18 protein-coding genes are annotated in these 23,203 nt (G+C 72.2%); 9 read left to right on the forward strand and 9 right to left on the reverse strand.

Annotated elements, in window-relative coordinates; all coding sequences use genetic code 11:
* The first annotated feature begins 404 nt into the window (after positions 1-404).
* On the forward strand, positions 405-2,594 hold the full coding sequence (locus tag OV090_RS31355) for a hypothetical protein (protein WP_267708331.1): 2,190 nt from the start codon (positions 405-407) through the stop codon (positions 2,592-2,594).
* A 115-nt stretch (positions 2,595-2,709) separates the two neighbouring features.
* On the opposite strand, the gene OV090_RS31360 is transcribed toward OV090_RS31355, so the two are convergent.
* The 3 genes from OV090_RS31360 to OV090_RS31370 all read right to left on the reverse strand — a co-directional run bounded on the left by OV090_RS31360 (position 2,710) and on the right by OV090_RS31370 (position 6,833).
* Positions 2,710-3,546, reverse strand: coding sequence for a dienelactone hydrolase family protein (locus OV090_RS31360; protein WP_267708332.1), 837 nt, complete (start codon positions 3,544-3,546; stop codon positions 2,710-2,712).
* A gap of 301 nt (positions 3,547-3,847) precedes the next feature.
* Positions 3,848-5,347, reverse strand: a complete 1,500-nt coding sequence (locus OV090_RS31365; RefSeq protein ID WP_267708333.1) for a hypothetical protein — start codon at positions 5,345-5,347, stop codon at positions 3,848-3,850.
* Between the two features lie 385 nt (positions 5,348-5,732).
* Complete coding sequence (locus OV090_RS31370) at positions 5,733-6,833, reverse strand: M20/M25/M40 family metallo-hydrolase (protein WP_267708334.1); 1,101 nt, start codon at positions 6,831-6,833, stop codon at positions 5,733-5,735.
* Positions 6,834-7,158: 325 nt separating this feature from the next.
* Here OV090_RS31370 and OV090_RS31375 point away from each other — a divergent pair, with 325 nt between their 5' ends.
* From OV090_RS31375 to OV090_RS31390, 4 genes are all read left to right on the forward strand, one after another.
* A complete protein-coding gene (locus OV090_RS31375; protein WP_267708335.1) occupies positions 7,159-8,649 on the forward strand; it encodes a DUF4419 domain-containing protein in 1,491 nt (496 codons plus the stop codon).
* A gap of 59 nt (positions 8,650-8,708) precedes the next feature.
* On the forward strand, positions 8,709-9,830 hold the full coding sequence (locus OV090_RS31380) for a hypothetical protein (protein ID WP_267708336.1): 1,122 nt from the start codon (positions 8,709-8,711) through the stop codon (positions 9,828-9,830).
* A 10-nt stretch (positions 9,831-9,840) separates the two neighbouring features.
* A complete protein-coding gene (locus OV090_RS31385; protein WP_267708337.1) occupies positions 9,841-10,827 on the forward strand; it encodes a hypothetical protein in 987 nt (328 codons plus the stop codon).
* Between the two features lie 221 nt (positions 10,828-11,048).
* Positions 11,049-12,329 carry an RNA polymerase sigma factor gene (locus OV090_RS31390; RefSeq protein ID WP_267708338.1) on the forward strand — a complete coding sequence of 427 codons (1,281 nt, stop codon included), beginning with the start codon at positions 11,049-11,051 and terminating at the stop codon, positions 12,327-12,329.
* Between the two features lie 43 nt (positions 12,330-12,372).
* Here the strand turns inward: OV090_RS31390 and OV090_RS31395 are convergent, their stop codons facing one another.
* From OV090_RS31395 to OV090_RS31405, 3 genes are all read right to left on the reverse strand, one after another.
* Positions 12,373-13,251, reverse strand: a complete 879-nt coding sequence (locus tag OV090_RS31395) for an STAS domain-containing protein (RefSeq protein ID WP_267708339.1) — start codon at positions 13,249-13,251, stop codon at positions 12,373-12,375.
* Between the two features lie 13 nt (positions 13,252-13,264).
* Positions 13,265-13,783 carry a hypothetical protein gene (locus tag OV090_RS31400; RefSeq protein ID WP_267708340.1) on the reverse strand — a complete coding sequence of 173 codons (519 nt, stop codon included), beginning with the start codon at positions 13,781-13,783 and terminating at the stop codon, positions 13,265-13,267.
* Between the two features lie 517 nt (positions 13,784-14,300).
* A complete protein-coding gene (locus OV090_RS31405; RefSeq protein ID WP_267708341.1) occupies positions 14,301-15,344 on the reverse strand; it encodes a nitronate monooxygenase in 1,044 nt (347 codons plus the stop codon).
* 111 nt (positions 15,345-15,455) lie between these two features.
* Here OV090_RS31405 and OV090_RS31410 point away from each other — a divergent pair, with 111 nt between their 5' ends.
* Both OV090_RS31410 and OV090_RS31415 read left to right on the forward strand, forming a co-directional pair.
* Positions 15,456-16,460, forward strand: a complete 1,005-nt coding sequence (locus OV090_RS31410) for an LLM class flavin-dependent oxidoreductase (RefSeq protein WP_267708342.1) — start codon at positions 15,456-15,458, stop codon at positions 16,458-16,460.
* A 5-nt stretch (positions 16,461-16,465) separates the two neighbouring features.
* Positions 16,466-17,212: a glutathione S-transferase gene (locus OV090_RS31415; RefSeq protein ID WP_267708343.1), complete on the forward strand. Its 747-nt coding sequence runs from the start codon at positions 16,466-16,468 to the stop codon at positions 17,210-17,212.
* Between the two features lie 64 nt (positions 17,213-17,276).
* Here the strand turns inward: OV090_RS31415 and OV090_RS31420 are convergent, their stop codons facing one another.
* A complete protein-coding gene (locus OV090_RS31420) occupies positions 17,277-18,011 on the reverse strand; it encodes a hypothetical protein (RefSeq protein ID WP_267708344.1) in 735 nt (244 codons plus the stop codon).
* Between the two features lie 281 nt (positions 18,012-18,292).
* On the opposite strand from OV090_RS31420, the gene OV090_RS31425 reads away from it, so the two are divergent.
* Together OV090_RS31425 and OV090_RS31430 are read left to right on the forward strand one after the other, a co-directional pair.
* A complete protein-coding gene (locus tag OV090_RS31425; RefSeq protein ID WP_267708345.1) occupies positions 18,293-18,433 on the forward strand; it encodes a hypothetical protein in 141 nt (46 codons plus the stop codon).
* Positions 18,434-18,633: 200 nt separating this feature from the next.
* Positions 18,634-19,725 (forward strand): NAD-dependent epimerase/dehydratase family protein, encoded by a 1,092-nt coding sequence (locus OV090_RS31430; protein WP_267708346.1) that lies wholly within the window; start codon positions 18,634-18,636, stop codon positions 19,723-19,725.
* Here OV090_RS31430 and OV090_RS31435 read toward each other — a convergent pair.
* Both OV090_RS31435 and OV090_RS31440 read right to left on the reverse strand, forming a co-directional pair.
* On the reverse strand, positions 19,673-20,386 hold the full coding sequence (locus OV090_RS31435; protein WP_267708347.1) for a hypothetical protein: 714 nt from the start codon (positions 20,384-20,386) through the stop codon (positions 19,673-19,675). The genes OV090_RS31430 and OV090_RS31435 overlap by 53 nt on opposite strands.
* A gap of 75 nt (positions 20,387-20,461) precedes the next feature.
* Positions 20,462-23,071: an MXAN_6230/SCO0854 family RING domain-containing protein gene (locus OV090_RS31440; RefSeq protein WP_267708348.1), complete on the reverse strand. Its 2,610-nt coding sequence runs from the start codon at positions 23,069-23,071 to the stop codon at positions 20,462-20,464.
* Between the last annotated feature and the right edge of the window lie 132 nt (positions 23,072-23,203).

Here is a 23,203-nt window from a genome sequence, read left to right on the forward strand (position 1 = left end):
CGCGCGGGTCGAAGCTCCCCGCGCCTCGCATGTCATGAACGCTGCCGAACGAGGCGCGAGTGATTCACCGCGACGCCGCCCCGACACCTCGCCCCACCGCGGCTCGGCGTCCACTCGTCGCCGCGGATGCTCTCGCCTCGGTCGAGCTCGCGTACGCGTCACCGCCCCCGTCGACGCCGTAGCGGCCGATGCTCTCACCCCGATCGAGCTCCCATTCACCTCGTGGTTCCCGACCGTCGCAGAGCTCGAGTGAAGATCTCGCCTTCAGGGTGGTTCCATTCGCGGCAGATCGTGACCCGACCTCGTCGAACGTCCACATCGCCCCGGACGCTCCGGCGCATCACCTAAGGCCATCGCCTGATGCGCAAGCGACTGCGGCGATGGGATGGTCGGCGTCCCCCCCCATGTCCACCGCCATTCACTCCGTCAAAGTCGCCGCGCTCAAGGGCGCCGAGATCAAGCTGACAGTGCGCTCGCTCGAGAAGGGCGTCACAGTCTCGTTCTGCCCGATCCTCGCGCTGCGCCTGCTGTCTGCGCTCGGCGCCGGCGCCCCCGTCGATCGCGCCGACTTCGTCGACGCCCACGCCAGCCCCGGCGAGCTCCACGACCTCGTCGCCGAGTGCCTCGAGTCGGCGCACAGCAGCGTGCCCAACGCGAGCGTCACCTTCACCCTGAAGGTGCGCGACGCCGCCTGGCTGAAGGACATCAAGAAGGGCGACAGCACCGACACTGCCGCCTACGCCGCCACCGCGCGTCGGCTCGGCGCCGCCTTCGCCGCCGGCGGCGCCCAGGTCGTGGTCGGCTGGGACAGCGGCGCGATCGAGGCCCACGAGGTGACGCAGAAGCGCGGCCGGACCGCCCTCGGCAAGCCCGTCTGGGCCGCCCAGCACCTCGGCCTGCTGAGCTTCGGCCTGCTCGCCGAGGACGTGCTCGTCACCGCCGGTCGCACCGAGCTGCGCGCCCATCGCGACGGCGAGCCGGTCGCCGAGGTGTCCCTCGAGACAGGTGCGAGGGTGACCGCGCTCGCGGCCGACGGTCCGCGCGCCCTGATCGGCTTCGCCGACGGCAGCGTCGCCGCCTGGCAGCCGGGCGCCGCGCTGGTGCGCCTCGGCGCCCTCGACGGCCCCGTCGTCGGCCTCGCCGCGATCGCCAAGGACACCGTCGCTGCGGCCACCGCCGGCGCCGCCGCGGTGCTGCGCGACGGCGCGATCGCCAAGACCGTCCCCTCGACCGACGGCCCGATCACCGCCCTCGCCAAGGGCACCGCCGCCGGCACGTTCGTGATCGGCACCGCCGCCGGCGCGGTCGTCTGGGCCGACGAGCGCGGCGAGGTCACGCGCAAGCAGCAGCTGCAGGTGCAGCAGGACTCGCACCTCGGCCTGCTGCACCGCGACGACCACGGCAACCTCCTCTCGCTGGTGCGCCGCGGCAAGCAGCTGTTCGTCGCCACGCTCGAGCCGACCGGCCTCCGCCTCGCCGGCCCGGCCGCCGAGGTCGACGACTTCAGCTCGGCCGCCGCCACCGACGGCCTGGTCGCCCGCGTCGACGAAGACCGCGTGCTGTACCTCGGTCAGGACGCCGCGGTGCGCTTCACCCAGCAGCTGCCCAAGGGCGCCGTCCGGGCCGCGCAGCTGTCCCCGCCGCAGTACGAGCCGAGGGTCACCCGCGACGGCAGCGCGCTGATCCTCGGCCTCTCCGACCAGCGGGCCGCCGAGCTGCGCTCGACCACCGGCGCCGTGCTGGCGCGCGCCGACAACTGGTCGGGCTACTTCGCCGGCGCCCTCGCGCTCGGGCAGGACGCCGCGCTGGTGTGGTTCCGCGGCGACGCGTTCCGCTTCACCGCCGCCGGCAGCGAGCAGCTGCCGCTGAAGCTCCTCGACGCCGCGCCCATCGAGCCCACCGGCGGCGCCTTCGTCCTGGTCCGCACCGAGGAGGACACCGGCCGCTTGATCGAGCTCGACGCCGCGGGCCGCGAGATCGCCGAGATCGCCACGATCGCCGCCGACGACGTCGGCAGCACCTGCGCCCTGTTCGTCAGCCACGACGGCTCGCTGTTCAAGGCCTCGGTCTACGACTCCGAGCGCGGCGAGCACGTGCCGCGCTGCTGGCTGCGCGAGGGCGCGACCTTCCGCGCCTTCCCGGCCCCGTGGAGCGGCCACGACTGGCCCTGCATCTCGGCCGACGGTCGGCGCGCCGCCTGGCAGTCGCGCGAGGACGAGTCCTGGGTCCTCCACGACACCTACGACGGCCGCGAGCTCGCCCGCATCCCGCTGAAGGACGCGTGGCTCGGCGAGTTCGACGGCGCCGGCCGCCTGGTGCTGAAGAGCCAGGACCGGCTGCACTGGTTCGACGCCGACGGCGAGCCGCTCGCCGAGGTCGCCCTCCCCGGCAAGGAGCGGATCTCGCCGCCGGTCACGCGCCTGCTCGCGAGCGGGGGCGCGCTCGACATGATCGCAGTGACCCCGCTGGGCACCTTCGGCCTCGGCACCAAGGGCAATCCGGCCCCGCTCGCCCACCCGGCCGCGCTGGCCGCCACCGACTCGCTGGTGGCCGTCGGCCGCGGCTGGCCGCTGGAGGTCACCGACCTCCGCTGAGCGGCGCCCCGGGACATACGATCGCGCTGCTGGCCTCGGGGACATGCCTTCGAGAGCATGTCCCGTGGGACATGCCTGATATAACATGCCCTGAGGGACATTCCCTCTCGACCATTCACGCCGCCGGCAGCAGCTTGCGCCGCAGCAGGTCGAGCACCTGCTGCAGCGCCGCGTGCGTCGGCTCGCCCGGCGCGTCGACGAGGCCGCCGGTCAGCACCGAGTGGTGCTTCTTCAAGATCTCCTCCGGGTGGCCGTCGCGCTGCTCGAGCTCGACCGCGACGAAGCCGTCGCCGAGGCGCTCGCGCAGGAATTCGAACCGCTCCGGCGGCACCAGCGGGTCGCCGTGGAAGCGCAGGCCGAGCACCTGCAGGCCCTCGCGCGCGCACCGACCGGCGACCACGGCCAGCTCCTCGGGCCCGCAGTCGATGCTCCGCCGCTGGCGCGCGGTCAGCCCGAGCGGCAGCGACGGCTGCGACAGCACCGGCACCAGCACCCGCGGCTCGGTCGCCATCGCCAGCGCGAAGCCGCCGGTGAAGCACATCCCGACCGCGCCGACGCCCGGCCCGCCGCAGCGCGCGTGCTCGTGGACCGCGAGCGCGCGCAGCCAGTCGACCACCGGCGAGCTGCGGCCGGTCGCCAGCATCGTGAACTCGCGGCTGACGCACACCTCCGCCAGCACCTTGACCGCGCCGCGCAGCCGCGCCAGCGGCCGCGCCCTGGCGGCGTCGAAGCCCGGGGTCCCGAACAGCTGCGGCAGCGCCACCGACAGGCCGAGCGCCACCAGCCGGTCGGCGAACCCGAGCACCTGCGGCGAGACGCCCGGCATCTCGGTGATCACGAGGACCGCCGGCCCCGCGCCCTTGCGGTACACCGGGTGCGTCACCCCGGCGTGCGTGAACGCCTCGCAGGTGAAGGTGTTCAGGTCGCCCTCGGGAGCCTTCTGCTTGGCCATGTCGTCTCCTGCACCGCATGATGCCCGCGCGCGCCGCGGCCTGCGCGGCGGATCACCGCATCGACCTGCCCCTTCGGACACATCATTCTCGCCGCGCGAGCCTGCGTCCGGACGGCGTCCTGTCGACTCACGCGGCAGCCGCTCGCAAGTCGCGCGCACCCGGGCGCTCGCGGCCTGACGAGGAGATCGCGGGCCCGGACGGACGCACGGCCGAGCGGACCCGCGACGAGCTCCACGCCAGGCGCTCGAGCGACGAGGACGACGCCGATCGAGCGGCGTCGCCCGAGCCTTCACCCGACGCTCAGGGCGTCAAGCACCACAGCGTCGAGCGGTCGATGCCGGCCTTGTACGCCACGTAGCCAGCCGTCTGCGGCGCCACGCACTGCGACGGCGCCGGCAGGAACGGCAGGCAGGTCGAGACCAGCGGGCCATCGGCGCCGTCGTCGTCGTAGCAGTGGCCCGGCCGGCCGTCGCCGCCGCAGTAGAGCGCGGTCGGGTTGTCGACGCACGGCTCGCCGATCGGCGCCGGGTCGACGCCGCTCTGCTGCAGCATCTCGTGCGGCAGGCACAGGTTGTAGCCGCCGCCGCAGTGGGTGCCTTCCGCGCAGCCGGGCGCGTCCGACAGCACGTCACAGACCTTGCCGCACTCGTGCCCGTCGCCGAAGTCGACGCAGCGCAGGCCGAGCGCGCAGTCCGAGTCCCAGCCGTTCGGGTCGACCAGCGCGCAGGCCTCGCCCTCCGCCTTCTCGCCGCCGGCCACGCACACACCGTCGGTGCCGATCGCGTTGACCGGCATGCAGAACTGCTCCGCGGGGCAGGCGTCGTCCGTGTACGGCGTGCAGCCGTTCGGCCGCCGCACGTCATACTCCGCCTCCTGAATCCAGTAGCAGGTCCCGTCGACCACCGGCTCGAGCAGGTCGCCGTTCTTCACCATCTCGCGCAGCTCGACGTGGCGCACGCGGCCGTGCGTCTGGTGCGACGACAGCAGGTCGAAGACCTCGAGCTCGCCGGCCACCGCGACGAACGTCTTCTTGTAGGCCTGGCCCTCGAGGTCCTCCTGGTACGTGACCGTCGCGCTGCTGACGGTCACGTACTGGCTGACGAAGTTGGGGATCGCGTGGTTCGGGTCCGGATCGAGGGGATGGACGCCGACGCCGATGTCGCCGTCGAACATGATCCGCAGCAGGTCGAACAGCGCCTCGTCGGCGGTGATGCTCATCTGCGTCCCCGGCGTGCGGATCAGCGGCACCGGCGCGGCGCTCTCGAGCTGGAACTCCTGCTGGCTGAGCAGCTCGATGCCGAGGATCGGCAGCTCCTCGCAGTCCTCGGGCTTGATGGGCCCGCCGGTGTCCGTCTCGCCGGTCTCCGTCTCGCCGGTCTCGGTCTCGGTCCCGGTGGTCGTGGTCTCCTCGACCACGCCGGTGGTGGTCGTCGTCTCGCCGTCCGTCGTCGTCGTCGTCGTCTCGCCGGTCGTCGTCGTCTCGACCGCCGTCGTCTCGCCGTCCGTCGTCGTCGTCGTCTCGGAAGTCGTCGTCGTCGACGTCGGACCGGTCGTGGTCTCGGGATCGGTGGTCGTGGTGGTGGTCGTCGTCACCCCGCCGGTCTCGGTCGGGTCGACGTTCGCGGTGGTCGGGCCGGCGGTGTCGGTGTCGGTGTCGCTGTCGGTCTCGGTCTCGGTCCCGGTCTCGGTCGTATCACCGGAGTCCGCGGGGCAACCCGCCGACAGCAGCGAGCCGCTCAATGTAAACAGGACGCCGGCCGAGAGGCGCGGCAGGGCGTATGCGGAGATGGATTTAATCATGTGGGCGGTCCATATCCGTCAAGCGCCGCGAATTGGCAATGGCGGCCGCCGGGAATTTCGCCGGAGGCGCGCGCGCGAATGCAAGCACCCGCGCTTTGGCCCGATCGCCGGGCGAATCGTCGCATTTGCGCGGGCCCGCCCTGCCCGCTCGCGCGCGCCCGGGCGGCCAATCGACAATGGGACCGGCGCCCGACCCTGCGAGCGACAGGGCGATACCCCGAGCACGAGCATGGGCGTGCGCCCTCGCCGTGCCGCCGCTGCGCCGGCGTTGCGGTCGACCCCGGCCATTGGCCGGAGTTCCCGCACGGGCCGGCGCCGACCTCATGCGTACCTCGGCGCAATGCGACGAATGGCCGCGGGATCGCCCGCAGGGGCGACCGGCCGCTCACATCCCGAGAGCCACCGCGCTGGCCTCGACCGTCGCGCGCGTGACCGCGGCCGCGAAGTCGAGGTTCAGGTTGGCGACCTCGTCGGGGCCGGCCATGCAATGATAATTGGCGTAGCGGAACTCGCTGGTATCCGTCAAGAACACCGCCGGATAGCCCGCGTCCCAGAACGGCGCGTGATCGGAGCGCCGCAGGTCGGCGAACAGGTCCGACGTCTCCTGACCCCCGGGCAGCTCGATCAAGGCCCGGCGCAGGCCGATGCGGTCGGCCGCCGCCGCGTAGGCGGTCGCGTGCGCGTTCGCCTTGGCGCTGCTCATGATGGCGATGAAGTCGCCGCGGAACTGGTTGGCCTCGAGCTCGGCGTAGGCCTCGGGGAACACCAGCTCGAACCCGACCGGCACGGTCTGACTGTCCTCGGCCGCCGACGTGAAGGCGATCATGTCGAAGTTGAAGTCGACGACGATGTCGTCGCCGGCCGCCTTGGCCGCCGCCACGTACGCCTCGGAGCCGATGAGCCCGTCCTCCTCCTCGTCCCAGCAGGCCACGTGGACCGTGCGGTCGAACTCCGTCTTGGCCAGGAGCCGCGCGATCTCGAGGGTCGCCGCCACCCCGCTGGCGTTGTCGTCGGCGCCGCGGCAATCGGAGATGTGATCGTAGTGCGCCGCGACCACCACGATCTGCTCCGGCGTGGTCTTGCCGAGCCGCCGCCCGACCACGTTCACCCCGGTGCCGTAATCCATCAACACGACCTGGTACCCGAGCTCGCTCAACCGATCGGCGCACAGGTCCTGCACCGCCTGCCAATGCGGCGTCCCGGGCGTGCGCACGTCGGCGATGAACTGCAGGTCCTCGGCGTACGCCGCCGGGTCGATGCAATCGGCCAGCGCCTGCGGCGACGCTGCGCACGGGTCGGGCTCGCCGGTGGTCGGCTCCGCCGTCGTGCTGCTGCTGGTCGGCGCGGCCGTCGTGCCGGTGGTGGTCGTCGTCGCCTCGCCCCCGGTCGTCGAGCCCGTCGGCGTCGTCGCGTTCCCGCCCGTCTGCCCACAACCGAGGCCACACACGAGCACGAGCCAGGAGATCCGCCGCAGGTCGTTCGTCATCGCGGCGCGGATCCTACCACGACGCCCACAGCGAGCGCAGTTCCCATGCCTGTCCGAAAGGTCATGTCGTCGAACCGCCTGCGCTTCCGCGACCCCGAGGCGGCGGGTCGATCGCGTGGTCCTCGCATTTCGCCGCGGCAGTGCACGCGCCGACGAGAGGGATCGCGCGGAGCGTCGCGGACAGGCCCGCCGCTCTGCAGGTGCGGGCGAACTCGCCCGCCGGGCGAACCACTGTTTCGGCCCCGACTGCCAGGGCAGGCTGCCCGGCGACTTCGGGTCCGGGCGCTGCGAGCTCGTCCGAGCGCGGTGCTACGGTGGCTCCGGCATGCCCGTCACCTTCAAGATCTGCGAGGTCGAGCCGACGACCAGGAGCTTTTCCGCCGCGAGCCCGAGCGACGCGGTCGCCGAGCTCGTGGGCGGGCCCGTGGAAGCATGCGGCGCCGACGTCGACCGCTTGACCCCCGTGCAGCAGAACGCGCTCCTGAGCGCGGTTTGGCGGGCGTTCGGCGCCCACCGTCCGCTCGTGCTGACGCCCGACGCAGTGTGGCTGGCCATCGCCCAGGGCTTCGCCGCGCACATGAGCGTCCATGCGGAGCGCCTGCGCGGCCGGTTCGTGCGCCACGCCGGCCGTCAAAAGCTCGTCGTCCGGCGCGACGACTTCGTCAAGGGCTCGCCCGCCAACCCGTGGCCCGAAGTGTTCGCCGACTTCTCCGCCCAGATCGCCGGGCACATCGGGCGCCAGAGAGACCTCGTCGTCTGCGACTTCTCGACCACCGGCCCGGTCGAGCGCGCCGCCTCCGAGCTGGTGCTGATGGACGCGATACAGCAGTACTTCGATTACCATGTGAGCACATTGTGCGGGATCCCCGAGATCACCCTCGGCGGCTCGCTCGACGATTGGGTCCGCCTGCGCCACAAGGCCCGCGCGCTCGCCGAGTACGAGCTCGAATGGTGGATCGGCACCCTGGTCCCGCTGCTCGACGAATTCATCGCCGCGTTCGAAGGTCGGCCGAACCTGGACCTCTGGGCCCACATCTTCAAACATCGCTCGGCGTCGGGCGCCCCGGACCTCCGCGGCTGGGTGCAGGTCTTCTTCCCTTACCTCACCGACGGCGGCCCGCAGGCGAAGCTGCGGGAGAACCCGGTCCTGCGCGCCGCGAAGCGTGGCAGCGCGAAGCGCTCGCAGGGAGGTCTCGAGCCGTGGATCACCGATGAGCGGATGGATCCCGGCTGCATTCCGCTGGGGCTGGCCCGTGCGCCGCTGTCGTGGAATTACCTCGGCGAGCCGCACGCGATGGAGCTGCTGGGAGGGTTCGTCGGCATCGACGAGGATCCGGTCACGCTCGCGTTGCGGCCCGCGATCGGCTGGGCCGTCCGCGACGTCGCGCCCGCGGACGTGCTGGTGCGCAGCGAGCCGCGGAGGGTCGCGGAGCCGACGCCCCAGCCGAGCTTGATTTTGCGGATCGATCGTGTCCGTTGCCGGCGCGGCGCGGCGCCCGAGGGCCGCCTGCTCCTCATGTCCGACGGCCTCCGCTTCGCCCCCACGGGCGTGGCCAGAAACTGGCTCTCCAGCGCCTTGACCGACGACGACGACGACACGCTCGCGCCTGCGATCGAGCAGCTCGACGACGCCCCCGGGACCGGGGCGAGGTTCATCGCCGCGGACGCTATCGCCGCGATCCACGTGGCGCGTGCGCCGACCACGCTCACCCTCACGCTGGCGAAGGGTGGTGAAACGCTGCAGTTCGAGCTGCCGGACTTCGCGGTCGAGCTGCGCCACTGGTGCGAGGCGATGGGTCGGCCCTGGTCCATGTGAGTCCGGGGCCGCGCCGGCGGCTATCCTCGTCGAGGATGCTCGGGGTATCGTCGCTCGAGATGTCCCGCGCCTCGCACTCCTATCAATCGCTACTCACGGCCGTCTCGCTCTCCTTGCTCCTCGCGCTCGCGGGCTGCAGCGGCGCCGGCGACGAGTCCGGTGAATCCGGCGAAGGCACCGGCAGCGATGGCGGTACCACCACGACGACCGCCACGGAGGACGGCAGCGCGACCGATGGCAGTTCGACGACCGGCACCGGCGCACCGACGACGACCTCCACCACGACCGACGCGACACCCACCACCGACCCGGCCACCACGGACACCGCCACCGGCACCACCGGCGATCCGCTCGCCAGCCCCGGCTGTGGCCTCGCTCCGCCCGATCTGCCCGACGGCGTCAACGTCACGCTCGACGTCGGGCCCGAGGGCGACGGCGTGCGTCGCTTTTATCTCCGCCGCTCGCCCGACTACGACCCGGACGTCCCGCACCGTTTGATCTTCGGCTTCGCCGGCACCAACTGGGTCGGCGACATGATCGAGCCTTATTTCGGGCTTCAGGGCGACAAGGTCGAGCCGCGGCCCGACGAGATCTTCGTCTACCCCGATCCGCTGTGGCGCGACTTCGACGGCTGGGGCAACCTCGGCGGCTGGGTGCTCGGCCCGTACGCCGCGCCCGCCGACGGCGAGCAGGACCTCGTGTTCGTCGAGGCAGTGATCGCCTACATGGAATCCAACTATTGCATCGACCGCGAGCGCGTGTTCGCCACCGGTCACAGCTGGGGCGGCGACATGGCCCAGGTCGTCGGCTGCTTCCTCGGCGACAGGTTCCGCGCCACCGTCCCGGTCGCCGCCAACTCCCCCTATTGGTTCGAGGACCGCGGCGGCTTCGTCGACTGCGTCGGTGACACTGCCGTGTGGACCATGTTCGGCCAGGCCGACGAGCACTTCGGCAGCCAGGACCCCGGCCTCGAGTGCCGCGATTTCTGGCTCGACGAACGCGGCTGCGACGGCGTCGACGCGGCAATCGGCCTCGACCTCGGCGACGCTCCCGACGAGTGCGTCGAATACCAGGGCTGCTCGGCCACCACTCGCTTCTGCCTCTACGGCGCGCAGTACGGCCACCAGATCCCCGGCGACTACTTCGCCGCCGCGACCATGGCGTTCTTCCGCTCGTTCTGAGGGGACTCCGATGACTGACACCGACGATGCCACCGCCGATGCCGCGAACGAATTCGTCGAGGACATCGTCGTCGTCCAGGAGACCGGCGGCATGGTGCATTTCCTCTTGATCACCTACGCGCCAGGCAATTCGGGCAACGCGGCGGGGTATGTCTTCCGGCGCCCTGTCGGCAGCGACGGGCCTGCCGAGAACATCCTGGCCACCAACGACACGCTCCGTGAGCTGTGGTGCTCGCCGAGCGGCCATGTGTGGACGACGAGCAGCACCGGCCTGGTCTGGACCAGCGCCCCCGTGTCGTGGCCGGAGTTCACGGCGCCGGACCTCGAATTCGACGCGCCGGAAGGCGGGTTGACCTGGCACCACGTCGCGCTGCCGGCACAGGAGCACAACCGCGCGCGACCCAACCCGATGGCGATCTGGGGGACCTCGGACGAAGACGTCCACGTCGCCACTTTCGGCGGCGCGCTTTATCACTGGAACGGCCGCGACTGGAAGCAATTCTATCCCGGCATCGGCAAGCCGATCGGAGCCATCCGCGGCCGGGCCGCCCATGACGTCTACGCGGTCGGCTACGGCAGTACCCTGCTGCACTTCGACGGCGACAGGTGGACACGGATCGCCGATCCCGACGGCCCCGACGCGAACGACTTGCTGTCGGGCATCGTCTTCGGCGACGCCGGGGAGGTGTGCATCTCCGGCAAGTCTCGCGGCGGACGGGTGCTGCGTGGGTCCGCGACGCAGGGCTTCTCGGTGCTGGGGCGCTACGACGCGCCCATCATCGGCATGGCTCGCGTCGACGGCCGGCTGTTCTTCGCCGCCAGCAAACAGGGCGTCCTCGAATTGACGCCGGAGGGCCCGAAGACGCTGCGCGACGACATCATCCCGTGGTCGATCGCCGAGGGCGAGGGCCGCATCTACGTGACGGAGACCCCGGGCGAGGCCGCGTACTCGGAGTTCGACCTCGCCAGCGGACAGTGGCGCCGGCGGTTCTACTGAATCGAGGCCGAGCCGAACCATGAACCTCGGTGGCACGCGCGCATCGAGTCGCATGGCACCCCCGTCGACGAGCTGCCGCCTGTCCCATGAATCCCGTCATCCGACTCCTATCATTCGCCGCCGGGTGACTTGCAAAGTTGCAGTCGCATGCTCTCCGCGAAGTGATCGGCCGGCGGCCCCGGCCTTGCGCCCGCCCGCGGAGTTGGTCTAGTCCCTCTCGCATGCCCCCCGACACCCATCGCGCCATTCACGCCGTCTGGCGCCTCGAGTCGGCCAGGCTGATCGCCGGGCTCACGCGATTCGTCCGCGACATCGGCATCGCCGAGGAGCTGGCCCAGGACGCCCTGGTCGCCGCGCTCGAGCAGTGGCCGACCGCGGGCGTGCCGAACAACCCCGGCGCATGGCTCATGACCACCGCCAAGCACCGCGCCATCGATCACCTGCGGCGGGTCGAGCGGCACGGCCGCAAGCACGTCGAGCTCGGCCACGCCATCGACGCCCGCCAGGACTCGCCCGCGGCCGTGCTCGACGCGGCGCTCGACGACGACGTCGGCGACGACCTCCTGCGCCTCGTGTTCACCTCGTGTCACCCGGCCCTGTCGAGCGAGGCCCGCGTCGCGCTGACCCTGCGCCTGCTCGGCGGCCTCACGACCCAGGAGATCGCCCGCGCCTACCTCGTGCCCGAGCCGACGATCGCCCAGCGGATCGTGCGGGCCAAGCGGACCCTCGCCGAGGAGAACGTGCCCTTCGAGGTCCCCCGCGGCCCCGAGCTGGCCGCGCGCCTGGCCTCCGTGCTCGAGGTCATCTATCTGATCTTCAACGAGGGCTACTCGGCCACCTCCGGCGACGACTGGATGCGCCCCGCCCTGTGCGAAGAAGCTCTGCGCCTCGGCCGGATCGTCGCCCAGCTCATGCCCAACGAGCCCGAGGTCCACGGCCTCGTCGCGCTGATGGAGATCCAGGCCTCGCGTTCGCGGGCGCGGGTCGGCCCCGGCGGCCAGCCGGTCCTCCTCAACGAGCAGAACCGTGCGCTGTGGGACCGCCTGCTCATCCGCCGCGGCCTGGCCGCGCTCGAGCGCATCGACGCTCTCGGCGGCGCCCGCGGCCCCTACGCCCTGCAGGCCGCCATCGCCGCCTGCCACGCCCGCGCGCTCACCCCCGAGGCCACCGACTGGGCCATGATCGCCGCCCTCTACGCTGCCCTCTATCAACTGTCGCCCTCGCCGGTCATCGAGCTCAACCGCGCGGTCGCGGTCGCCATGGCCGAGGGCCCCGCGGCCGGCCTGGCGATCGTCGACCGTCTCACCGGCGAGCCCGCCCTCGCCCGCTATCACTTGCTGCCGGGCGTGCGCGGCGACTTCCTGTTCAAGCTCGGCCGCTTCGCCGAGGCCCGCGAAGCGCTCGAGCGCGCCGCCTCGCTCACCCGCAACGCCCGCGAGCGCGACCTCCTGCGCGAGCGCGTCGCCGCCTGCGACCGCGCCCTCGCCGGCGAATCGAGCTGAGTCGCGAATCACCGCAGCGCGCGGCGAATGTGAGCACCGTCGATCAGCGGCCCGCCGGCGCGATCCGCAGCTTGCGCAGCGCCAGCGCGTGGGCGATCCCGTCCTGCAGCGAGCTCAGCGTCTTGAGGCTCGCCAGGTCGACGTCGAGGTCGACGATCGTCCGGGCCACGCCCGGCGACAGACCGACCAGCAGCAGCTGCGCCCCGAGCAGCCGCACCGCCTGGCTCGTGCGAACGATCAGCTGCGCCGCATCGCTGTCGAACAGCGGCACCCCCGAGATGTCGACGATCACCACGCTCGCGCGCGCCTCCCCGATCGCGTGCAGCAGCCGCTCGGTCAGCAGCTGCGCGCGCTGGGCGTCGAACATCCCGACCAGCGGCACCACCACGATGCCCTCGTGGACCGGCGCGATCGGGGTCGACGCCTGGCGGATGACGTCGAGCAGGCGCGTCTTCTCCGCGAAGGCCGCCTTGAGCTCCTCGAGCTGCGACTCGAGCTGGCGCACCTCGAGCTGGGCCGCCTGCTCCTGGAACGTCTGCTCGCGCTGCGCCACGAATCGCATCGCCCCGACCAGCACCAGCTGGAACAGCCAGTCCTCGACGCGCTGGCGCTCTGCCGGCTCGGCCTCGGTCGCCGCGGCCAGCACCAGCTGGCGCAGCGTGGTCGACAGGTGGCGCAGGTCGGCGTAGCCGAGCGACCCCGAGAATCGCTGCACCAGCGCCAGCATCGCCTCGCGGCCGGCGGCGTCCTTGCCGCTCGCCACGTCGGCGACGAGCGCCGCGATCACGCTGTCCGCGATCGCCTCGCAGGCGACCGCGCCGGCGCTGCGGAACACGCTGCCCGCGCGGCGACCCAGGCGCTCGGCCAGCTCCGCGACGAGGCCCGCCCTGGCGCGCTCGATCCAGCTGAATGCCGTCTGCATCGTCGGCCCGCCGTCAGAAGCTCACCAGGTACGTGCACGACGAGCCGCCCTCGTCCATGCAGCCGCCCGTGCCGTGCTCGACCAGCGCCGGCGCGCCGACGCGGGAGCAGCAGCCCTCGATGATGCCGATGTTGAGCGGGCACGGGCCGAGCGTGGTCCACACCAGAGTCGCGCTGTTGTCGTCGTCGAAATCGCAGGTGATGGCGCCGATGTCGGCGGCGCGGGCGTTCATGCGATAGGCCGCGTCGAGGCCCATCAGCAGGCTCTTCACGTCGTCGAGCCCGGGCGGGAACGGGGCCGTCTCGATCATCTTCTTGCCGACTGCGATCATCGCCCCGCGGCCGATCTTCTCGTAGATGGCGAAGTAGATTTCCATCGCCCAGTTGATGTCGTACCAGCGCGTGGGATCGATGCGATCGACGCCGGCGTCGCGCAGCACCTTCTGCACGAGCGCCTCCGAATGGCCCAAGCCGAGCAAAAAGGAATAAAGCGCGGCGCCGTTGTACTGTCCGCCCGACTTGCTGGTTCGCATGAGTCCTCCGACCGCTGGCGCCTCCGCGCGCGACCCGACGCTTCGAAGCATCGAAAGCGCCGCGCACGACGCTTCCCCCCTGTACCGCGAACCTCGCCCCACTGTCCAGCTCGCTGCATGAAACGTGCTGGATTGCGCCATGTCTTCGTCGGCCTCTTCAATTGGCGGGACCCGTCGACGCGGCCCGCGGGACGTCCCCCGATGCGGCGGCAGGACCGCCCCGCGGTCGCTTCGTTCGTTTTGCGTCGCAACCTCGCCGCGAGACCTCACCCGACGGGCGAATCTCGCCTCGGAACGCGTTCTATCGCCGCTGCCGGCGCCGCGTGGTCGGGTGTGCCGAAGCGGCGCACCCGCCGTCGGCGCGGCACTCGCGGCCGCGAATGAACATTGATTCATCCAATCGCTCGCACCACAATCATGACGCGAACGGTACGTCCGCGCCGGCCGGCGGACCGACGATTCGCCCTCCCGCCATTTCGCACCGCCGCGAATCGTCGCTGACGCGCTCCTCCACTCGCTACGTCGCGAGCCCTGCCTCGCGCACCAGCAGCGCCACCAGCTCTTCGGCAGGCAGCGCGCGCCCCATCGGCGCGCCCTGCCCGGCCCACAGCTGCATGAGATCGGCCCGCCCCTGCGCCGCCGCGGCCGCGCGGAGGTCTCGGGTGAGGCCCTGCTGCTGCGGGAACGGGGCCGCCTCGACCGCCGCGAACGCCTCGCTGAAGCGATTGCGGATGCCTCGCGCCGGCCGGCCGCTGAACGCCCGCGTCACCACGGTGCGCCACGCAGTCGCCAGCGCGGCGCGGTGCACCTCGCTCGTGCCGGCTTCGGGGCAGGTCATGAACGCGGTGCCGAGCTGCACCCCCGCCGCTCCGAGCTCGAGCATCGCCCGGATCGCGCGACCGTCCATGATCCCGCCGGCCGCGATCACCGGCACCTGCACGCGCGCCGCGATCTGCGGCACCAGAGTGATCGTCCCGACCAGCCCGTCCTCGAACGCGCCGAGGAAGGTCCCGCGATGCCCGCCCGCCTCGGCCCCCTGCGCACACACTGCGTCGACCCCGAGCGCCGCCAGCACCACCGCCTCCTCGACCGTCGTCGCGGTCCCGATCACCGCGATCGAGCGCGCGTGCAGGGCCTCGATCTGGGCCCGCGTCGGCGCCCCGAACGTGAAGCTGAACACCGCCGGCCGGATCTGCAGCACCGCCTCGAGCTGCGCCTCGAACTCCGGCGCCGCGCGGCCGGACGGCGGCGGCGAGGGCAAGCCGAGCTCGCGGCGGAACTCGGCCAGGACGGGCGACACGCGCGCCGTCGCGGCCGGATCGTCGGGCGCGTCGGCGCGGACGAACAGGTTGAGCGCGAACGGCTGCGACGTCAGCGAGCGCAGCTTCGCCGCCGTCGCCTCGATCTCCTGCGGCGTCATGTAAGCGCAGCCCAGCGAGCCCAGCCCGCCCGCGTTCGACACCGCGGCCGCGAGTGTGGGCGTGTCGGGCCCGCCGGCCATCGGCGCCTGTACGATCGGCCATCTCGTCGGCAACGCGGTCGTCGTTCCTCGGTCGGTCATCGCCGACGATCATGCATCACCCTCGGGCCTCCGCCCACGACGAACTCTTCCGTCTTCGCCGTGACCCGTGCGATTCGGGCCTGGGGCCGCCGCATCGCGTAAGGTGAGCCCGTGGTCCCGTTCTCCGTCCTCGACCTCGCACCGATCGCCCAGGGCACCGACGCCGGCACGGCCCTGCGCAGCACGCTCGAACTCGCCCGGCACGCCGAGAAGCTCGGCTTTCACCGCTTCTGGCTGGCCGAGCACCACAACATGCCCGGCATCGCCAGCGCCGCGACCGCCGTGGTCATCGCTCACGTCGCCGGCGGCACCAGCAAGATCCGCGTCGGCGCCGGCGGCATCATGTTGCCCAACCACGCGCCGCTGATCATCGCCGAGCAGTTCGGCACCCTCGACGCATTGTTCCCCGGCCGCATCGACCTCGGCCTCGGCCGCGCCCCCGGCACCGACATGCGGACCACCCGCGCCTTGCGGCGCAACCTCGCCGGCGACGTCGACAACTTCCCCGATGACGTGGGCGAGCTGCTCGGCTACTTCCGCCCGGTCGCGCCCGGTCAGGCCGTCCAGGCCGTCCCGGGAGCCGGCGCCGACATCGAGGTGTGGCTGCTCGGCTCGAGCCTCTACGGGGCCCAGCTCGCCGGCATGCTCGGCCTGCCGTACGCCTTCGCCTCGCACTTCGCCCCGGCGGCGCTGATGCGGGCGATCGAAGTCTATCGCCATCACTTCCGCCCGAGCGAGCGGCTCGAGCGGCCGCACCTCATGGTCGCCGCCAACGTCATCGCCGCCGACACCGACGCCGAAGCGCGGCGCTTGCTGAGCTCGCTGCAGCAGATGTTCGTCTCGCTGCGGACCGGTCGGCCCGGCCTGTTGCCGCCGCCGATCGAGGGCTACGACGCTCGCCTGGCCCCGCACGAGCGCGCGATCCTCGACGACGTCCTGTCGTGCTCGTTCATCGGCGCGCCCGACACGGTCCACGCCGGCCTGCAGGGGTTTTTGGCCCGCACGGGCGCCGATGAGCTCATCATCACCGCGCAGATCTTCGACCCGGCCGCCCGCCTGCGCTCCTACGAGATCGCCGCCGACGTCCGCGACCGCCTCCACCACGCTGCCAGGTGATCCTCATGTCCACCGCGAACGTCGCCGCCGATCACTACGAGCTGTACTACTGGCCGGGCATCCCCGGCCGCGGCGAGTTCGTGCGCCTCGTGTGCGAGGACGCCGGCGCCCCCTACCTCGACGTCGCCCGCCGGCCCGCCTCCGAGGGCGGCGGCGAGGCGGCCATCGTCCGCGCGCTCGAGTCGTTGCCCGGCCTGCCCGCCTTCGCCCCGCCGATCCTCCGCGCCGGCGAGCTGGTGATCGCCCAGACCGCCAACATCTGCGGCTTCCTCGGCGATCGCCACGACCTGTCCCCAGGGACAGAAGGCGGCCGCGCCGAGGCCATGCAGCTGCAGCTGACGATCTCCGACCTCGTCGCCGAGGCCCACGACACGCACCACCCGATCTCCACCGCCCAGTACTACGAGGAGCAGCGCGACGCCGCGAAGCTGCGGGCCACCGCCTTCCGCGAGCAGCGGCTGCCCAAGTTCCTCGCCTACTTCGAGCGCGTCCTGCAGCGCAGCGGCGGCCCGTGGCTGCTCGGCGACGCCTGCAGCCACGCCGACCTGTCGCTGCTGCAGGCCCTGCTCGGCCTCGAGTACGCGTTCCCCCGCGCGTTCGCCCGCCAGGCCCGCCGCGTCCCCGAGCTGCTGCGCCTGCGCGACCGCGTCGCCGAGCGCCCGCGGATCGCCGCCTACCTCGCCTCGCCGCGCCGGCTGGCCTTCAACGAGAACGGCATCTTCCGCCGCTACCCCGAGCTCGACCCGGCCTGAGTCCCGCGGGCCGGAGGCATGTCCTTCGGGACATGCCCCAAGAGACACACGCCTCGCGCGCTCGCTACGCCCCGATCCCGCAGCACGACAGCGCCTTGGCCTCGAGCTGTTCGAAGCTCTCGCAGATCGGCTCGGACGCGCACTCGCCGAACTTGACGTCGGCCTCGAAGCACTCGCAGGCCGCCTCGGTGCAGCGCATCGCCATCTCCGGCTCGCCGGCGCACTCGCGCGAGAGTTCGCAGGTGAACGGATCGCCGTCGCCGCCGCCGCCGCCGATCGAGCAGGTGTTGCCGAAGCCGCACACGTCCTCCTGGGCGATGGCCTCGTCGGTGCAGGGACCCTCCTCGCCCTGCTCGATGTCCTCGATCTGCTGGCACGTCAGACCCGCCTGACAGTCCATGGTGGCCGTCGCGGCCGCCAGGCACTCGCCCTCGAGCTCGGCCAGGTCCGCCTCGCAATCCTCCGGACAGGTCGCCGCCTCTTCCGGCGTGAGGCCGACGCACTTGGCCAGCATCACGCAGTACTTCTGACAGGTCGTCGTCTCCGGTGGATCGCCGGCGCTCGTGCTGGTCTCGCCGGGACTCGTCGACTCGGACTCTCCGGTGGTCGCCGGCGTCGTCGGCGAGCCCGTCGAGGTCGGCTCCGTGGCGCCGTCGGTCGCCGTCCCCGACTCGGTCGCCGGCGCAGTGTCCTCGCCGCTCGTCGACGGCTCCGTGGCCGCGTCGGTGTCGTTCTTCTCGCCGGGACAGGCCCCGAGCAACAGGGCCGTGAGGATGAGTCCATTTTTAGGATTGAGCATGTCTGTTCTCGCTGGCCCGCGGCCTGGCAACCCGGCGCGCGGCGACCCCCGAAACCGCCCGCCGCCCCAGGGCATTCCTGCCGGTCGGATCGGCGTCGGGTCGGAACTGCTCGCGCCCCTTCACCCTCGCAGTGGCCGCACCTCGGAGTTTCTGTCGCCCGAATTCGGGGCGGAGCCACGTTCGCCGCCATCGCGCGGCGCTCGTGCGCCTGCGACGTCCTCACGTCGAGGCCGACGCTGTCACCTGGCACTGCCCATCACCCCCGGTCGCCCTGCCGTTCATGACCGAGAGCGCCCGCCAGCGGCTGCTCCGCCAGGGCGGCCTCTTCCTCGTCGACGGCCGTTTCGCCCTGTTCGAGGCCATCCGCGAGCCCGGCGCAGTCTGCGAGCCGCAGTGGGCGTTTCGCGCCGCGAGGCGCTGAGCCCGACCGGTCGCGAAGACATGTCTGCACGGACATGTCCTCTTCGCCATGTCACTGCGGCGCTCCGAGCCGGACGTGCATGACTCACGAGACTCGACCGATGCCCGGTCGCGCCGCCTTCCCGCTCGAGAACACCGCTCAGCCCGCCGACTGCACCCCGCTTTCTCGACCCCCGACCCACCTCGTATCATTCGCAGCGCATGCCCACCCGCCGCCGCTTCCTCGCGCTCACCGCCGCCCTCTCGGCAGCCGCTTGCAGACCGCGAGCCACGGCCGCCCCGCCCGAGCCTCCGCCGCGCCCGCTCAGCCTGCTGGTCTTCGGCGGCACCGGCTTCATCGGCCCGCACCTCGTGCGCCACGCGGTCGCCCGCGGCCACAGCGTCACGATCTTCACCCGCGGCCGGCGCAAGGTCGACCTGCCCGACAGCGTCGAGCGGCTGCTCGGCGACCGCGACGGTCAGCTCGGCAGCCTCGAAGGCAGGCGCTGGGACATCGTCGTCGACGACTCCGCCACCCGCCCCGAATGGGTCCAGCAATCGACGCAGCTATTGAAGGACCAAGTCGGCCGCTATCTCTACACCTCCTCGACCGGCGTCTACTACCCCTATTTGAAGCCCGGCGCCGACGAGACCTGGCCCGTGCGCACCGAGCTCACCGATCCCGAGGACGGCTCCGAGGCCTACGGCGTGGCCAAGGCCCGCTGCGAGCGCGAGGTCCTGCAGACCTTCGGCGAGCGCGGCCTCGTCGTCCGGCCGACCTACATCGTCGGCCCCGGCGACACCACCGATCGCTTCCCCTACTGGCCCGTCCGCCTGCAGCGCGGCGGCGACGTGCTCGCCCCCGGGCGCCCGGGCGACCCGGTCCAGCTCATCGACGTCCGCGACCTCGCCGAGTTCATGCTGCGCCTGCTCGAGGACGGTCGCAGCGGCATCTACAACGCAGTCGGCCCGCGCGAGCCGATCACCATGCCGCAATTCCTCGAGGCCGCGCGCGCGGCAGTCAACCCCGAGGCGCGCCTGGTATGGGTCGACGACTACGCCTTCCTCGAGGCCCACGGCATCCAGGATGCTGTCCCATGGGTCATGTTGAAGGGCAACGACCTCGGCCACATGGCGACGCGCAACGCCAAGGCAGTGGCCGCCGGCCTGCGGTTCCGCCCGCTGGCCGACACGGTGCGCGACACCCTCGCCTGGTGGCCCACCGTCCCCGCCGAGCGGCGCGACGCGGCGCAGTTCGCCATCACCCCCGAGCAGGAGGCGAAGGCGCTGGCCGAGTGGCGCGCGCGCGGCTGACCGCTACCGGCGCCTCCGCCTCGGGGTTCCAGGTCGGCCGCCGGCGCGATGCTCCGGACATGTCCTTCAGGCCAGGTTCATCTCGCGGCACCAGCGCGACGCGGACCAGCTGCAGCTCGCCGCGGTGCGCGGCGAGGAAGCGGACCAGGCGGTCGAAGCGGCGGTGATCCCCGCCCTGCCGCGACCACGGCACGTCGACCCGCAGCGTCGCCGACCCCGTCCACGACAGCCGCGCGTCGGGCTCGACCAGCCGCACCGCCGCCACCGCGAGCTCGCTCGGCTGGCGCAGCACCAGCTCGATCTTGCCGAACCACACCGCGCCGTGCAGCAGCCACGGCTTCAAATCGCCGACCGGCACGGGGTAGCGGGCGATCCGGCGCCGCAGCCAGCCGTCGGCCGGGACCTCGCGGTCGACCGCGCTGCGGGCCAGCGCGAGCATGTTCCACAGCAGGAACGCCGCGAACAGCTGCGGCATCATCGCCACGCCGCACACGACCGCGGTGAACACCCCCGCCACGCGCGCGGCGCCCCAGAACTCGTGCGGCGGCCCCGGTTCGGACCAGGCCGGCAGCCCCTCCCGCAGCGCCCGCTCGAGCGCAGTCTCGACGAAGCTGCGATACGGCTCGCGGGCGACGGGGGGCTGTCCTTCGAGCGCACGCATCGAGCCACCCCAAGGCTAGCAGCCAGCCCCGGACCGCGCACGCGCCCCGCAGCGAGGCGCGGCCGGAGCGGCCGGTCACGACAGCAGGTCGCTGGCCGCGATCGGTGCGATGACCTGCTCGCGGAACAGCGCGTAACACACGCTGCCCGCCGGCAGCTCGAGGTCGCCGCGGACCAGCGCCGCGAACACCGGCGGCCCCGAGGCCGCGGGCAACACCGCCGGGCTCGCCCCCTCGCCGGCGCGGATCCGCCGCAAGAACGACTCCGCCGATTCATTGGCCATACGGGCGAACCCACGCGCCTCGCCCGCCCCGCGCACGATCACCTGCCGACCGCGCGCCGCCGCGTGCAGCAGCGCCAGCTCGAACATCGAGATCCGCGCCCCGCTGGCGAAGTAATCGATCATCTCCGGACAGATCTTCGTGATCGCCCCGTTCGACGTCGCCACGTTGTTCATGGCGAGCTGCCCGGTCGAGTAGACGTCGAGCCAGTGCATCGTCGATTCGGCGACGTCGAGCACCAGCGGCATGAACACCCCGTTGTCGCCCTGCAGGTCGAACTTGAGCTCGACCTTGCGCGCGTCGAATTGCTTCCCGCCGAGGTCGGCGCGCAGCATCATCCCGGCCCACGCCCGCTCGAGCCGCGAGAACGCCATGCCGGCGTAGTTGTTGACGACCATCACCGCGTAGCGGATCCCGCGGGCCCGGGCGCGCTCGCGGTGGACGTCGACGAATTCGGCCGCGCCGTCGGGGAACGGCCCGCTGCGCAGGTCGCCGGAGCTCTGCGCGATCGGCTGACCGTCGGGCCCGTCGAACCGCAATTGATAATAGGAGCACACGCCGAGGTACTCCCACTTATCGTCGTAGAAGGCGACCGAAAGGTCGATGTCGGTGGTGTGGCCGTCCTCCGGCTCGCACCAGTGCAGGAACAGCCGCACCACCTCGCCGGCCGGCAGCGCCACCCGCGAGCCGCGCGGCAGCGACACCGCGGCGCGGCTCGCCGTGCGCTCGTTGAACGGCACGATGACGGCGCGCAGGCCCTCGTCGAGCACGCAGGTCTCGAAGCCCGGCTTGTCGGCCAGCCGGCGCAGCAGCTCGTGCTCGACCGCCTCGCCCGCCGCCGCGAGCGCGCGCGGGGCCAGCGGGGCCCGCCGGTCGGGCGCCGAGGTGCCCTTCGTGACCTGTCCCTTGGGCCAGAACACGCGCACCGCCGCCGGCCGCCCGCGCGTCGGCAGGTGGCCGTGCAGCGTCAGCAGCAGCGGGTTCTGCAGCCGCGGCGCCGCCGCGACGAACGCCGAGATCACCACGTCCTGCGCGCCCGCGTCGGCGCCCGCGACCCGCAGCGCGTGGTCGAAGCGCCGGCCCAGCTCGCCCGGCCGCGCCCGCAGCCGCTCGATCATCGCCGCGGCGTCACCGGCCCGCGCCGCCGCCTCGATCGCCGCGTGGAAGCCGACGAACCGCGGCGCCGGCGTCCCGTCGGGCGCCTTCTTGCGCACCACCGCGAACGCCCGCGCCACGTTGGGGAACCGCTCGGCGAACTCGTGCGGGTGGAGGAACTGCCCGAGCCACTGCCAGTACGAGCGGTGGCGCAGCATGTCCTCGATCAGACCATCGGGGTGCATCGTCTCGAGGTGGGCCAGCACCGCCCGGCGCAGCGGCCGGCGCAGCGGCGCCACCTTGAAGCGATACTTGTGGATCGTCAGCGCCACCATCTTGGCCTTCGGCAGCGTGCTCGCGCCGCCGAACACCTGCTTGAGCTTGGCCGCGAACCCGCCGGCGAGGCTCCCCCCGGGCGGCTGCTCGACCCACCGCTTCTCGCTCGTCCCCTGCAGCGACGGGTCGGCGTCGGAGTAGACCGCCAGAGTGCGCAGCACGTCGGTCGCGGTCGCCAGGTGGGCCCGCGCCACCGCGAAGGTCGCCGGCGCGTTGCACTTGCGCAGCAGCGCGCCGAAGATCCGCGCCACGTTCTCGCGCACCGCGATCGCGTCCGGCAGCCAGGCCAGCACCTGCTCGCCGAACTCGTTCACCAGCGTCCCGAGGTCGCCGGCGTCGATCGGCGACATCACCTGCTTGCGCGCGCAGAACGACTCGAACAGCCCCCGCGCCGCGGCCGGCAGGTCCTCGCCGAGGTCGAGCAGCTTGAAGCGGACCTTCTCGCGCGGCAGGCTGCGCTCGAGGAACCGCCCCGGCTTGAAGAACGGCGACTCGCGGTCGACGTGGTGCTCGCACACCGGGCACGCGCTGTAGTTGGCGCCGTCGAAGCAGTGGTCGCAGACCACGTGCATGCACGGGCTCAGCACGTGGGTCGTGCCGACCCGGCGACAGAACACGCACGGCTGGCCCTCGGTCTGCAGGAAGTGGCACAGCACCTTGCGCAGGTACAGCTCCGACGTGTCCTTCGGGACATCTTCGGGAAACCGCCGGAACAGCGGCGTGTAGCGGACGTTGCCGCCGACCTGGGCCGCCAGCGCGGTCGCCACGAAGCGCGCCTGCAGCGCGAGCGCGTCGGGGGCCAGGGTCGCCAGGCGCTGTCGCAGCCGCCGCGACACCACGTAGCCGAGCTGCGCCAGCTCGAGCTCGATCGCCTGCAGGTGCCGCTCGCTCGCGGCCGCCCGGCCCGGCGCCACGAACACCAGCCCCTGGCGGCGCAGCAGCACCTCACGGGTGGCGGTGTACATGGCGTCCATGGCGGGCCGAGAAAAGGTGGAGGTAAGCGTCCGAGCTGTTTTTCTGAAAAGAGTGAGAAGGAAGCCCGGACTGAGCCTCCGCGGCCAGCGTAGAGCGGCCGCGACGCCGGCGTCAAGCCGCGCGGCCGCTCG

The sequence above is a fragment of the Nannocystis sp. RBIL2 genome (genome assembly GCF_026626745.1).
Lineage (GTDB): Bacteria > Myxococcota_A > Polyangia > Nannocystales > Nannocystaceae > Nannocystis.